This is a genomic window from Paenibacillus tyrphae, assembly GCF_024158745.1.
GTDB lineage: Bacteria > Bacillota > Bacilli > Paenibacillales > NBRC-103111 > Paenibacillus_G > Paenibacillus_G tyrfis_A.
On the sequence record NZ_JAMZAW010000007.1, the window covers coordinates 26,711 to 41,208 of the forward strand.

The 14,498-nt window shown below is 56.0% G+C and carries 10 protein-coding genes; 7 read left to right on the top strand and 3 right to left on the bottom strand.

The window, feature by feature from the left end:
- Nucleotides 1–37: 37 nt before the first annotated feature.
- The gene (locus NI000_RS11925) at nt 38–2,287 is read right to left on the bottom strand and encodes a helix-turn-helix domain-containing protein (protein ID WP_253410762.1); all 2,250 of its coding nucleotides are present in this window, start codon (nt 2,285–2,287) and stop codon (nt 38–40) included.
- Between the two features lie 223 nt (nt 2,288–2,510).
- Entirely contained in the window at nt 2,511–3,809 is a 1,299-nt protein-coding gene (locus NI000_RS11930) for an MDR family MFS transporter (protein WP_253410764.1), read from the bottom strand.
- A gap of 287 nt (nt 3,810–4,096) precedes the next feature.
- Here NI000_RS11930 and NI000_RS11935 point away from each other — a divergent pair, with 287 nt between their 5' ends.
- The 4 genes from NI000_RS11935 to NI000_RS11950 are packed head-to-tail and all read left to right on the top strand — an operon-like array spanning nt 4,097 to nt 9,663.
- Nucleotides 4,097–4,681: a TetR/AcrR family transcriptional regulator gene (locus NI000_RS11935; RefSeq protein ID WP_253410765.1), complete on the top strand. Its 585-nt coding sequence runs from the start codon at nt 4,097–4,099 to the stop codon at nt 4,679–4,681.
- 37 nt (nt 4,682–4,718) lie between these two features.
- Complete coding sequence (locus NI000_RS11940; RefSeq protein ID WP_253410767.1) at nt 4,719–6,224, top strand: extracellular solute-binding protein; 1,506 nt, start codon at nt 4,719–4,721, stop codon at nt 6,222–6,224.
- On the top strand, nt 6,224–8,068 hold the full coding sequence (locus tag NI000_RS11945) for a sensor histidine kinase (RefSeq protein WP_253410769.1): 1,845 nt from the start codon (nt 6,224–6,226) through the stop codon (nt 8,066–8,068). Before NI000_RS11940 ends, NI000_RS11945 begins: the two co-directional genes overlap by 1 nt.
- Entirely contained in the window at nt 8,065–9,663 is a 1,599-nt protein-coding gene (locus NI000_RS11950; protein ID WP_253410771.1) for a response regulator transcription factor, read from the top strand. The genes NI000_RS11945 and NI000_RS11950 overlap by 4 nt, the downstream gene beginning before the upstream one ends.
- An 83-nt stretch (nt 9,664–9,746) precedes the next feature.
- Here NI000_RS11950 and NI000_RS11955 read toward each other — a convergent pair whose 3' ends face one another.
- A complete protein-coding gene (locus NI000_RS11955) occupies nt 9,747–10,799 on the bottom strand; it encodes a YrpD family protein (RefSeq protein WP_253410773.1) in 1,053 nt (350 codons plus the stop codon).
- A gap of 273 nt (nt 10,800–11,072) precedes the next feature.
- Between NI000_RS11955 and NI000_RS11960 the strand changes: the two genes are divergently transcribed.
- The 3 genes from NI000_RS11960 (at nt 11,073) to NI000_RS11970 (ending at nt 14,487) form a co-directional block, all read left to right on the top strand.
- Nucleotides 11,073–11,999 (top strand): ABC transporter permease, encoded by a 927-nt coding sequence (locus tag NI000_RS11960; RefSeq protein WP_253410775.1) that lies wholly within the window; start codon nt 11,073–11,075, stop codon nt 11,997–11,999.
- Nucleotides 12,000–12,066: 67 nt separating this feature from the next.
- Nucleotides 12,067–12,948, top strand: a complete 882-nt coding sequence (locus NI000_RS11965; protein ID WP_375540967.1) for a carbohydrate ABC transporter permease — start codon at nt 12,067–12,069, stop codon at nt 12,946–12,948.
- A 54-nt stretch (nt 12,949–13,002) separates the two neighbouring features.
- The gene (locus NI000_RS11970; RefSeq protein WP_253410777.1) at nt 13,003–14,487 is read left to right on the top strand and encodes an extracellular solute-binding protein; all 1,485 of its coding nucleotides are present in this window, start codon (nt 13,003–13,005) and stop codon (nt 14,485–14,487) included.
- Nucleotides 14,488–14,498: the final 11 nt, after the last annotated feature.

Genomic DNA, 14,498 nt, shown 5'->3' on the forward strand with positions numbered 1-14,498 from the left:
TATTTCGCACCATATGCAAAATGGAAAAAGCCTTCTGTCACGAAAGGCTTTTTCCGTGTTTTTTCCTGTATTCGCCGGGGGTGGTCCCCTCTACTTTTTTGAACGCGCGGATAAACGAGATGACGTGCATGTACCCGACTGCGCTGGAAATTTGCTGCAAAGACAGCTGCGTATTTTCCAGCAGCTCTTTGCTTTTTTCGACCTTGACGCCGACCAAGTAATCAACCAGCTTTATCCCGAATGCCTCCTTGAACAGACGGCTTACATATTTGCCGTTCAAGCCGAATTCCTCGCAAAGCAGATTGAGGGACAACTCCGGATTGGCATACTCCCGCTCGATGTAGCTTCTCACTTCCCGAATGACGGTATATTTGCTGCGGCTCTCCTGGAGAAGCCGGATTTTCTTTTCGGTGTCCGTTAAGATATCGAGAAATTGGCTCTCCACCTCGTCGACCAAGTCGAACGTATGCAGCACTTGGTTGAGCCGCGGCAGCGTCTCCGTCTTCCAGATCTCCCGGACCTTCGGCGGAAACTCCATCATCTCGCGATACAAATGGTAGATGAAGTAATTCATCAGATTGACATGCTCTTCCCGGGAGAAGAGCGCGTCCTTGACCTCCGAAAAAATCTGGCTGTAGATCGGCCGCCAGTCCTCTCCTCCGGTCCGAAACGCTTGCGCCAGAGAGCGGATCAGTTGCAAATGCCGGTACGGCTCTCCTTGCAGCTTCAATCCCCTTTCGTTGTGAGGAATGACAAGATTCAAGCCCAGGCTGGATTTATAGGCCAGCGCCGCCAAAGCTCCGGCATACGAATGCGGAATATCGTCCACCTGCGCCATGCACGGCCCGACGCCGACGGTGACGGTGAAGTCCAGATTTTTTTCCGCCCATGCCCTCGCACTTTCGGCCAGCGATGCGATAAGCTGTTCGTCCCCGTTCTGCGCGTCCGCCATTTGAAACAGCACCGTAAGCCGGTGATCCGCCGTCCACTCCGACCATACCGTGACCGGCAGCGGCTCGGCGATTTCTTTGACCACGCTATTCAGGACGAACTTCAATAAGTATTGGTCCCGTACGGAATATCGTTCCTTCATCGCGGAATATTTGTCAATTTCAAATACGGCCAGGCCGATGCTTGCCACAGGGGCCCGCGTCCAGAACAGCTCCAGCTCCGTCGCCCAATCCCGCGGGTTCGCAGGCCGCCGTCCTTCCAGCAGCTGCAGGAAAAAATGCCGCCGACGGTAAATCACGTCCTCTTCGTGCAGCTTCTGGTACGTATTCGATTGTTCGATCAAATTATCCAGCGCCTGCTCGATAAAGTTGAACTCGTCCTTCGCTTTCTTCGTCAGCTTGCTGCTCTTGTGCATCGAGTACACATTGATCCGCGAGATGATCGATTCGATCGGTTTGTAGTTCCGCCTTGTCACGTAAGCCATCCAGACGGTGCCCGCCGCCACAACGACGAAGCCCGAAACGATCCAAAGATATGAGAATACCGAAGCATAGCGGAACAAGTGGTTATCGTATACCCCGCCTTCGTACGACCATCCCGTATAATCGGATACGAAACGCGACAGCACGGTCCCTTCCTTGCCCTTATTCTCGGGAAGCGGATCGGTGATAAGATTGCCGTTCCGGTCTTTGATTTCTACAAAGCTGACCTGGGAGCTCGACATGCCGGCGAGCATTTTTTGAATTTCCCGCACGGCGATGTTGATGACGACGACCCCTTGCTCCCCGGTCAGCAGCGGATATCTTCTTACGATGGAAATGACCGAAGCCGGCAGCCGGTTCTCCGGATCGTGGGCGTCCGAGTAGGTTCTTCGCTCGGATAACGTATAAGGGACGCGCGAATCCAGATGCCCGGTCAGGAAGGCCCGATCTCCGAATTTTTCGAGCGGAACGAACACGGCGGGACTGATCACCATGCCGTCCGAGAAACGGTATAAATAGACGGAGTCGATAAAGCTGTTAAACGTGACGAGCTCGTTGATTTTTTTGGAGGCCTCATAAGTGGAGAAATAATGCTGCGAACCGGTGTTCCCTCGAAAAAACGTGCGGAGCTTGTCGTTCGTCTCGATTTCATGGATCAGTATGCCGTCCGTTTCGCGCAGCGAGTAGTCGATCATCTGGATCACATGCCGGACGTACATCTGGTTTGCACTCATCGTTTCTTTTCGGGAGAGGTCGCTAACGAACAGAAAGGCGAGCAAAATCAAAACGGAAGTCAAGCTGAAAAAGATCGGAAAATAGGAGAACAGTAAGCGGTAAAACCATGTTTTCTTCATAATCCCCTCCGGGACGAATTCTTGATCATGCTTCGCCGCGCCTCATGCAGTACTCCCGGAGGTTCATCAAACGATCGTAGGTGAGCGGCTTTTTCTCACCCTATATTCTAGACTATAAATTGGCGCTTGGCATCCTTTTTTTCCAATTGTAAACATACCCTGCGCGGCCGGGGATCCGAGAAGCTTCTCTCAATACGATATGCAGCCGGCGCTTGAATCATAATCAGTTCGATAGGTGTACGGCACCGCGGCCATTGCCGGAGCTATGGTCCTTCGATAAGGAACGTCCTTGATTCAACACCGGCATCACGGAACGGAGCATCAGCAGCCCTGCCACCCCGGTCATAAAAATAATGAGCGCCATCCCCCAGCCCGGCAGCATGCCGCCGAGTATAATGTTGACTCCGCCCAGAATCATGCCTCCCCGGTGCGCCATACCGTTAATCGCCATATAAGAGCTGCGCGCGTGATCCGGCACGATGTTCACCAGAAGCGCCTGGCTGAGCGGAACGTAAATCAGCTCGCCGACCGTCGCGACGAACATCATCAGCACGAGCAGCGCCGGCTGGTTGCTGTACGCGAGAAAGCTGTATCCGGCGATGTTGAGCACAAGCCCCGCGTACATGATCCGCGAATCCGAGCGGTGCTTGATCAGCGCTGCGATCACAAGCGACAGCAGAACGACAAGCAGCGTATTCTCGGTCCGCAGTACCCCCAGCATTTCCATACCGTCAATCTGCCAGTCCGTCCATGGCAGCCACGGCGTCAACCGCATTTCTTTCTCCAGACGAATCGCGATATAGTCGACCAGATTAATCTCCACGGAGTAGAGAAGCGCAAAGGCGCCGACATACACCATAAACACTTTATCGCGCAGCACCTGCCGGTAATTGGCCCACAGCTTGCCTTTCTTCGGCTCCGCCGCCCCGGTTGGCCCGCCTTCGGGCCGCTTCCAGGCTTCGGTGATGAAAATCCAGGTGACGGCAAAGGAAACGAGCGTCATGAGCCCGACGGCGAGAAACAGCTCGAACAAGTAGTCGGCGAACAGAAACGCTCCGATCATTCCGGCAACGGCAATGGACAGATTATTGGTCCAATACGTAATCCGGTACATCGCCTGGCGGGCATGCGGCTCCGTCACATCGATCAGCATCGCCTCGATGGCGGGCTTGTGCATTCCCCAGCTCGCGCTGACGACAACCGTCATGACAAGCGTCGCGACCGGCGATTGGCACCAGGGCGAGTTGACGGCAGCCATGACCAGATAAGCCGCGGCGATCGCCGCTTCGGAGATCAGCATCATGCGCTTGCGTCCGACCCGGTCCGCATAATAGCCGCCCAGCGTAGCAAAGACGAGCCCCACCGCGATATTGAAGATCGCCACGAGGCCTGCGGCCGTCGCCCCGAGCGTTTTGGCAAAATAAACGGACATGAACGGCACGACCATGCTGCCGAGCATCCCGGTCAAAAAGCCTATAATAATACGAAGTTTAACGTTTGGATGAAAATCCCAAAATCCCATGGAGCACTCCTTGATCATAAAAAATAAATAAACGTACTTGAATAGGTTATCTTTGGAAACCGGGCCGGTCAAGGGAAGGTTTGGTTTAGGATAATTGTCCGCCGGCGGAATATTCCGTCATCTTAGCCCTCTTCGATCCGGTTCCTCGGTTCTGCGAAGAGGGCTTATTTGTTTTAGCGCAGTCCGAATGTTGCCCATCCGAAAAGGAGGGATTTAATATGAGGATGCAGAAGTATTGGTAACTAGGAATTTTTGGGGTATTTTACAACAAAACGTTTGACGGAGTGATGGTTATCAACGAAACTTACGCCAAAATTTTGGAAACCGCCTACCGGCTGTTCGCGGAGCACGGGTTTGAGAAGACAAGCCTGTCCATGATCGCCAAAGAAGTGGGAATTTCCAAGCCCGCGATCTATTACCACTTTATTTCCAAGGATGTGCTGATCGATGTTCTTTTCGATGAAATCGCGAAGGAAATCGATTTTTCGAAGTCCTTTTCCATCCAGGACTATACGAAAGACAACTTTGAAGCGAAGCTGCTGGCCGACGGCTGGCGGATGATCGAGGACCAACGGCAGGACGAATACTTCCCCCGCATCCTGAACGAATACCTGGTCCGGGGCTCCCGCAACGAACCGAAATACGAGCAGCGGTTCCACGCGGTGACCGAAGGATTCGCCAGCGGGTTCGAGGAGCTGCTGACGCACGGCGCGAAGCTTGGCGTCGTACCGGACGAGCGGATTACGGCCAAGGCGCATATGCTGACGATGGTGATCGACAACATCGGCAACTTTATGATGATCGGCTTCAAATTCAACTATGAGGACATCTGGCAAGAGGCGGTCAAAAGCGTGCTTCGGAGCGAGGGATAAGCAAGTAAAAGCCAAACCACCTTTTCCAAAGGAGTAGATGGCCGTGAATGCGAAACGGATTCGTTGCTCCGTGCTGCTCGCATCAATCCTTGGCGTCGCCGGACTGACTTCATGTTACCGGGTCGGCTCTCCGGAAGCCGTCCCGCCGGAGCCGGTCTCCGTCGTTCTGAACAGCCAGGGGTTTACATTCCCTGAGGGCCTGAACGAGAACCGGAACCCGTATCTCGATTACATCAAAGAGCGGACGAATCTGGATATCCGCGTCATTGTACCGCCTTCCGAAGGATATGAAGTGAAGCTAAACGCGCTTATGGCTTCCGGCAATCCTCCGGATATGCTGAGCGTGTTCAGCGACGTCTGGGTCGCCAATTATGCCAAGAGCGGTCTCCTCCAGCCGCTGAACGATTGGATCGACCGCTACGGCCCCGCGCTGAAGTCCGGCATCCCGAAGGAGGCCTGGGATAAAGTCACGTTCAATGGCAAAATCTATGCGGTTCCCAGCATCAACGAAATACGCGGCACCGAGCTGATGTACGTGCGAAAGGATTGGCTGGACAAGCTCGGCCTGAGGCCGCCGCAAACGCTGGAGCAATATTACGAGGTCATTCGGGCGTTTGCCCGAAACGCCCCCGTTGGCAACGGCAAGGACAATACGCTAGGACTGATCCTCATCGAAAATTTGGGACGGTCCTCCCCTTTCTTCGGGGCGTTCGGCGTCCAGCTCGGTCAATGGATGGAACGGGACGGCAAGCTGGTCTATGCGGACATTTTGCCCGAAACGAAGGAAGCGCTTACTTTTCTCCATCGCCTGTACGCGGAGCGGCTCCTCGATCCCGAATTTCCGATTAACAAAAAGCAGAACCTCGATCAAAAGGTCGCATCCGGGCAAGTCGGGCTGTTCTCGGCGACCTGGTACGATACGCGCGGACCGATCGAGCTGAACCGGAAAAACGACCCGCAGGCCGAGTGGATTCCCCTCGATTACCCTGTCGGACCGGCAGGCCGCAAGGGCACGTACGAGACTTCGCTGATCCGCCAGTATCAAGTCGTTCCTGCCCATAGTCTCCGGGCCGGGGCCATCATCCGAATGCTGAACTTCATCGCCGGGGAAGGCAGCCGCGAGCTGAAGCTAGGCTTCCGGAACCAAGTCTGGAGCGAGTGGGACGGGCGCATCGTGACCGACTTTGCGGAGCATGACAAGCATCTGTACCGGGGCATGTATTCCTCGCTCGTCGATGTGCCTTCCCCTGCCTTACTGAAGGAGCGGCTCGATTCGCTTGGCCCCCGCTTCCAGTTGTACTCGAACGTTCAGGCGGTCGAGCGGAATATCATTCGCGACGAATTTCAGGGTCCCCCCACCCCCGCCATGGAAAAGTACAAGAAGAAGCTGTCCGCGCTCCGCGACGTTTTCGTCAAAATGGTCGTCGGCGTCATTCCTTTGGACCAGTTCGAGTCGTATACCGACTGGTGGAGGCGGGAGGGCGGCGATGAAATCACGAAGGAAGTAAACGAGTGGTATCAAAAGCAGCGGGAGGTGCGTTGATGCGACTGTGGTATTGGTTGTACAAGCGGTATACGGAAAAAATCCAGCTCCGCCTCACCGTGTATTTCGTCCTCGTGCTGGTCCCTCTCGTCATCGTCAGTCTGTTCGTCAACTTCCGTTCCCAGCGTATCCTGCTGGAGCAAACCGAGGAGCGGACCAAGGGCGCGCTGACCTCTTCGATGGATTATATCGATGTCACGCTGCAAAATGTGGAGCAAATCTCGACGCTGGCCGCCACGAACAACAACCTTTTGAAGCTGCTGAACGAGACGGGGCCGGACTTGACGGCGCAATCGTATATCAACTTTTCCGAGATCTTAAGGGAGCTCTCAAGCATCACCTCGATCAGCCCGATGGTCTCCCAAATTTCGCTGTATCACGCTTCCTCGCGGATGCTGCTGCCCACCGGTAACGGAAGCAAGAAGATCGAGCATCCGCTTCAGGTGCTGAGGCTGCAGGAGCTTGCCGAGGCCGGAGGCTCCGCCATTGCTTACATCATGCCCGACATGGAGTTTCCGGAACGGCAGACGTTCGGTTCCGTCATGGACACGGACAGTATTTCGCTGGTCCGTACGATGGATCTCAACAACCCGGACCGCGAGCCGAATCTGCTCATCATTACTTTGAACAAAGACAAGCTGCTCGACTTGCTCCTGTCGCTGCTGCCGTCACCGCAAGCGCAAATTGCCCTCTATAACGATAAAGGGCACCTTGTAACGGGAACGGAAAGCGCCGACCGGACGCGGACCGGCGCGGACGAAGACAGCGGAAGCGGGTCCGAGATTTCGACGAAGGTCGATTCGGCCTACTACAAATGGTCGCTCGTGCTATCCCAGCCGAAGGAAGAATTGTACCGGGAAACGAACCTAAACCGGATGTATACCTACATTATTATCGGAATCAGCATCGTGCTCGCTTGCCTCATCTCCTGGGGCGTGTACAGCGGCATCGCTTCTCCCGTGCAGCGTCTGCTGAAGGGGATGAAGCGGGTCGGAAGCGGCAACTTTAACGTCCGGCTGGAGAACGACCAGGCCGACGAGCTCGGTTACTTAACCCGGGCCTTCAACAAGATGGTCGAGGAGCAGCGTCATCTGATCGAAAATTACTACGAGCAGCAGCTGCAGCTCGCCAACACGGAGCTGAAATTTTTGCAGTCGCAGATCAACCCGCACTTCCTCTACAATACGCTCGATTCGATATATTGGACCGCCAAAAATTACGACGCCGACGAAATCAGCGAAATGGTGTTGAATTTATCGAACTTCTTCCGGCTCAGCCTGAACAAGGGACGGGAAACGTTCTCCGTAGAGGAAACGGTGACCCACCTGCACTATTACATCCGGGTGCAGCAGCTCCGTTTTCTCGATTCGTTCACGGTCAGCTACGAGTTGGCCGAGGAAAGCAAGAACGTCCCCGTGCTGAAGCTGATTTTGCAGCCTTTGGTGGAAAATGCAATTCTTCACGGGCTGGAGAAGCGCAGAGACGGCCGTCTGCTCATCGCCAGCCGCATCAAGGAAGGCTGTCTGGTGCTGACCGTGCAGGACAACGGGACCGGCATCCCCCCGGCACGGCTGGAGCATATCCGCAGCGAGCTGGCCAAGCTGGCCGCATATGAATCGGGGAAGCTGTCGTATAGGCAAAGCAATCCCAAGGACTTGTTCGGCCTGCGCAACGTCATGTCGCGCATTCTCATCGTTTACGGCCAACAGGCCGAACTGCAAATAGGCAGCACGGAGGGCCAGGGCACGACGGCGACGCTGATTCTTCCGCTGGAGAAGTGCAAGGAGAATCACGAGCCGGAGCCGCCCCGCCCCGGGCTGCAGCAAGAGGTGAAGCTGGCATGAACTTATTTATTGTCGAAGACGAGATCCGTCTGCGCAACAGCCTGATGCATCATATTCCGTGGGAGGACCATGGCATCGAAGTGATCGGCACGGCGGAGAACGGGCTCGAAGCGCTGAAGCTCTTCGAACGCAAGAAGCCGGATATCGTGCTGCTGGATATCGAAATGCCGCAGATGGACGGCATCACGCTAGCCCGCAAGCTGCAGGAGCTCGACCCTCTGGTGAAGCTGATCATCCTGAGCGGGCACGACAATTTTGAATTCGCACAAGCCGCGATGGACGCCGGGGTGATGAAGTATTTGCTGAAGCCTGCCGGGGACGAAGAAATCCTGAAAGCCGTGCTGGAAGCGGCCGAGCAGCTGAGGCAGGAGCTGGAGCGGATCAGCAATCAGGCGATGCTGCAGGAGAAATGGCGGCAGCATTTGCCGCAGCTGCGCAACAGCTTCTTCCGGCGCTGGGCGGAAGGAGCTTACAGCCTGCGCGAAGCGGTGCAGTACGGCAAGGATGTGCAGCTCGATCTGAAGCCGGACCTACAACTGGCGGTTGCCGTGCTCGATATGGACCCGCTCCCCGAAGCGGAAACGCGCTTCGGCCCGAAGGACCGGCAGCTGCTCTTATTTTCCCTCCACAGCATCGTCAGCGAGCTGCTTCAACGGTCCGGGCCTTGGAGCTTTACCGATCTGGAAGGCCGTACCGTCATCCTGTTCGATGCGGGGCCGGACGAGGAACCGAACGGCGTTCTGTTGCATGCGCACACGACGGTGACCCGGCTGCTCGGGAAGGTGAAGGAATGTCTGAAGGTCACGGCGAGCGCGGGCATCAGCGGGGCGACCGGCGGCCCCGGGGAGCTGCACAAGCTGTACGCTCAAGCAGGCAACGCGTTGCTGTGCCGCAAAATGTACGGACGGGATATCGCGATTCCGTACCGGGAGGAGCCGGAAGGGACTTCCGCGCTTACGCTGCAGCCGACCTTGGAGAAGGCGCTTGAGATCGCGCTGGAGACAGGCGATTCCGGCAAGGCGGAGGAGCTGGCTTCCGCGCTGTGGGCGGAAGGAATGGGCCAGGCCGGGTCCGTGGACGACGTGCACGAGCATGTGCTCTATTTCGTCAGCCTGCTGACCCGGACGATCCAGCGCCAAGGCTGGCGGGTCAAGGAAGCGACCGGGGACGACTACGTGTTTTTCCACAATCCGCTGTTGCTGACGACGAAGGAAGAGATCCAGACATGGCTGAGCCGCACGGTCCGTCACATCGCCGCTTACGTGCAGAACCAGCGCCAATGCGTCAGCCATGATACGGTCCGGACGATCCTGGACATCGTCGAGAAGGAGCTGGACTCCGAGCTCACCCTGCATACGGTCGCGGACCGGCTGTATGTCAATTCGTCCTACTTAAGCAGGCTGTTCAAGCAGGAAACCGGAAAGCCGTTCTCCACGTACGTGCTGGAGCGCAAGATGGAAGCCGCCAAAGCCGCGCTGCTCAAAGGCGCCAAGGTGTACGACGCCGCCATGTTGACCGGGTACCGGGACGTGAGCTATTTTACGAAGGTATTCCGCAAATATTGGGGCGTTACGCCGGGGGAAATGAAGCCCTAAAGCCGTGAACCGGCGCCAGAACAAAAAAATCGAACAAGCCGCCGGTCAGGGCTTGTTCGATTCGATTTCATAAAAATTAAGCGTTATCTGGAGACGTTAATCGTCACATTGTTTCCGGAAACGACGACCGACGCATTATCCTCCACATCTTTGATCGGAGTTCGCGCCGTTCCGTCCACATTCACGTTTTTGAATTCGGCATAGTTCCTTCCCGTCACGCTCTCGGAACCGGCCAGAGTTGCTAGCATTTTCCATTTTTCTACGTTGGAGACATTCATATTCGCCACCTCCGCAACCGCCGTGAGGTACGTATCCGTTTGGGAAGAGCAGCTCATGTCGGAGCAAATGGCATACCCGCTGAGCGACAGCCGCACGCTGCCGTTCGAGTTCCGGTAAGCCGTCAGGTTCACATCCGTACCGGGCTTATAGCCGTTTTTGTACTGCACCTGATTATAGGGCGGCACCAACGTGCCGGATTGCTTGGAGCCTTTAAATACGGACAGCACGGGCAGCCATTTTTGATTATTGTACGCATTGCTGTACTGCAAGCCCATATCGGTTTCTACCCTTTGACTGCCGGAGGTGCCGCTGAACCCGGCGTAAGTGTATGTTGCCCCCGAAGGTGCGCCCGTAAGCTGATTCGACGCCGCCAAGCGCACCGTAGCGTTAAGGTACGAGCCATTGCCATTGACGATCGCCCGACCTCCAATACCATCGGGAAGGTTGCCCGCCATTGCCGCGATCCGCTGGCCGGCACTACCGCCCGCTTCCGAGGCTGCGGCTTCGTAGACGTAGACCTTCTCCTTCGCCTGCGTCGGGCTTTTCTCATAGAAATACACAGTATCCCCGTCGATTAACGTGTAATCGACCGTATGTCCAACCGCTGCCATGCTTCTCTGCAAGCCTTGGGCTTGTACGCTCTCCATTCCCGCCTGGCGCGCCTTGGCCAGCACCTCGTCGATTTTTGCAGCCGTTGCCGTCCTTGTAAAGTCCGTCACCTCCGTTCCGCTCATTTCGATCGACGCCGGTTCGCCTCCGCTTTTCGCACGTCCCGACACATCGCTGGCGCTTATCGCCGTCGGGAACACCGCCATGACGGCGGCCGCAACGGCCAATAAAACAAACCTTTTCTTCATCCAAACCACTCTCCTTGGCTTTAAATGGAATTTCCACTTTAAGTCTACAAGATTCAAATAAACCCATATAAGGGAATATAATTGCTTTATTTGGTATTCACATGACAACCTGTGGTAACTCAGCACCGTTTCCGTTTGCTTTCCGCCAAAAAACAATCAAACTACCAAAAAAGGTCATCGCCCTCTTCTACCCTCCCAGGCATCCCCCCGGTACACTGAAATCAAGCTTTCCCGCACCGCAAACGTCGTCGAACCAAGGAGGTGCCCCACCGCGTGCGAACCGGCAAAATCAAACGGGCCCGGCTCTGGGCCGATGTCCGCAAAGACTGGGACTTGTACGCCGCGCTTGTTCCCGGCCTGCTGTTTCTGTTGTTGTTCAAATATACGCCGATGTACGGCATCGTCATCGCGTTCAAGGACTTCAACATCTTCGACGGCATGAGCGCCAGCCCATGGGTCGGCTTTAAGCATTTTGAGAAGCTGCTGACCTCCTCCGGCTTCCTGCAAGTGTTTCGCAATACGCTGCTCATTTCCGTATACAAAATCGTTTTCTTATTCCCGCTCCCGATTATCGTCGCCATTCTGATGAACGAACTGAAACATATGCTGTTCAAACGCACCATTCAGACGATCGTCTATCTGCCGCACTTTTTGTCCTGGGTAATCGTGAGCGGGCTGTTCATCGATCTGCTGTCGGTCAACGGAGGGATCGTGAACCGGTGGATCGTCACGCTGGGCGGGGAGCCGGTGAAGTTTTTCCTCGACGGCGAGGTCTTCCGCTCCGTGCTCGTCGCCTCCGCCGGCTGGAAGGAGGTCGGCTGGAGCACGATCGTCTACTTGGCCGCCTTGACCGGCATCGACCCGCAGTTGTACGAAGCGGCCAAGATGGACGGAGCGAACAAATGGAAGCAGACGCTGCACATTACGCTGCCGGGCCTCGTGCCGATCATCCTGCTCATGTTCATTTTGCGGCTCGGATCGATTCTGGAGGCAGGGACCGAGCAGATTCTCGTCATGTACAACCCGAGCGTCTACCCCGTGGCCGACGTCATCGGAACGTACGTGTACCGGATCGGCCTCGGCGAGCAGGATTACAGCTTCTCCACGGCGGTCGGCTTGTTCGAATCGGTCATCGCCTTCGTGCTGATCGTCGCCGGCAACGGGCTGGCGCGAAAATATTTGAAGCGCGGTATCTGGTAAAAGGAGGAGCCCCATGATCAAAATGTCACGCGCTGCAAAGCCCGCACTCCGTCCACGCCGCAGCAGCATGTCCGCTTCGCCCGCCGAGCGGGCGTTCACGACGCTGAACTACGCGTTCTTCGTGCTGCTCGGCTTAACTACGATGTTCCCGTTCCTGAATCTGATCGCCAAATCGCTGAGCAGCGAGGAAGCCGTCGTCTCCGGACGAGTCACGCTGCTGCCAGTAGATTGGCAGATCGGCACGTACCAGTACGTCATGAGCCAATCGCTGTTCCTCGCCTCGTTTCAAGTCTCGGTGTTCGTCACGATCGCGGGGACGCTGCTGGCGCTGTTCATGACGACGCTGGCGGCCTACCCGCTGTCCAAACCCCGGCTGCGCGGCCGGAAATGGTTCATTCTGATGTACATTTTCACCATGCTGTTCAGCGGAGGGCTTATTCCGACCTATCTCCTGATGCAAAGCCTGCAGCTGATCGACAAGCTGCCCGTGCTGTTCCTGCCCGCGATGATCAGCGTTTACAACATGCTCATCATTAAAAATTATTTCGAGAGCCTGCCCGACAGTCTGGAGGAATCGGCGAAGCTCGACGGGGCGGGTAATCTGACGATCCTGTGGCGCATCACGCTGCCGCTGTCCCTGCCTGTGCTGGCAACGATCGCACTGTTTTACGCCGTGGCGTTCTGGAACGATTACTTCGCTTCGCTGATCTACATCAACACCCCGGAAAACAAGCCGCTGCAGCTGTATTTGAAGGAGCTGTTCGTCTCCTCCAGCGACACGTTCCTACAGCTCGGCGCACACATGAACGTGGACGCGGCCATGAACACGTCGCCGCAAGCGATTCAAGCGGCCTCAATTCTGCTCGCAACCGTGCCGATCCTGCTCGTGTACCCATTCCTGCAAAAATATTTTGTCAAAGGCGTTCTTGTCGGCTCGGTCAAGGAATAACCGTAGTGAACCATGTTTTTACTTCAACCATGACCATCCAAAGGAGGTTCTTCGATGACCAAGAAACTGGCTGCCATCCTGTCCGTGACCGTACTCGCTTCCATCGCAACTGCCTGCGGAGGCGGGGGTCCGGCCCCCGAACCGGCCAAATCGGACACGGCGAAGCCGCAGCTGCGCCAGCTTCTCCAGTACAACCGGTTCGATCCGAACAACAACCCGGTCGGCAAATATTTGAAGGAAAAGACCGGCTACGACGTTAAGTACGATATGCTGCCGGTCGAAAACGCCGACGAAAAGCTGAACCTGCTCATGGCGAACAAGGAGCCTTACGATATCATGAAGCTGAACGCGAACCAGTACGCCAAGCTGTCTTCCTCCGGTGCGCTGGAGCCGCTGGACGATTTGGTCCGGAAGTACGGCAAAAACATGCAGGAAGTGATCGGCCCGGCCTCGTGGAACGGCGCCAGACTGAACGGCAAATTGTACGCCATCCCGGAAGGCAGCTCGGGCGTGGCCACCGGCACAGCGCTCGTGTACCGGCAGGATTGGCTCGACGAGCTGGGGCTGAAGCCTCCGAAGACCCGTGACGAGCTGTACGCCGTTCTGAAGACGGTCAAGGAGAAAAAGAACGTCATCCCGATGACCGGGGGCAAAGATCCGTTCCAGGCGGAGATCGGCTCCACCTTCGGTTGGTATTACGGTCCGGGCACGAACTGGAGAGAGCGCGACGGCACAATCGTGCATATGGTCGAAGACCCGAAGACCAAGGACTATCTCGCGTTCATGAAGAAGCTGTATACCGAGGGGCTGCTCGACGCGGAATGGGCGATCAACCAACCGAACAAGCTGCTGGAGAAGTTCACGGGCGGCAAGGCGTTTATGTTCCGGTCCGGATGGTGGGACGCCGCCAATCTCAACAACGCGCTGGCCAAAAACTTCCCGGACGCCAAGATCGGCATCCTGCCTTACTTGACGGGAGACAGCGGAAAAGCGGCGCAGGTCGGCACCGGCGGCATTCCGTGGTTTATCGCCATCCCGAAGTGGTCTCCGAATAAAGAGGAAGCGATGAAATATTTGGACCTCAAGCTGGAGAAAGATATTTTCAAGGGGCTGGCCATCGGACGGGAAGGGGTACACCATGAAGTGAAGGCCGGCAAGTACTATCCGATCCTGCCCAAATTCAACGACGAATGGAACTTCGGAAGCGACTTTCTAACGGGAACGGACGAGAAAAATTACGAGGCGTACTGGCAAGCGCGCGTTCGCAAGAACGAGTTCGTCCAGAACAATTACGAAACGTACCAAGCGAATGCGAAAGAAATCCTGTACCACGACGCGCTGACCTACGCCCCGCCGATTGCGGACATCTCGAAACATTCGCAGAAGCTGCAAAAGCAGGCCGAGGATGCCTTCATCAAGTACGTCACTGGGGCCGAGCCGCTGGAAACCTACGACAGGTTTCTGGAGCAGTGGAAATCAAACGGCGGCAGCGACATGATCAAAGCGGCCAACGAATGGTACAAGAGCAGCCGCAAGTAAACGCCGCACAA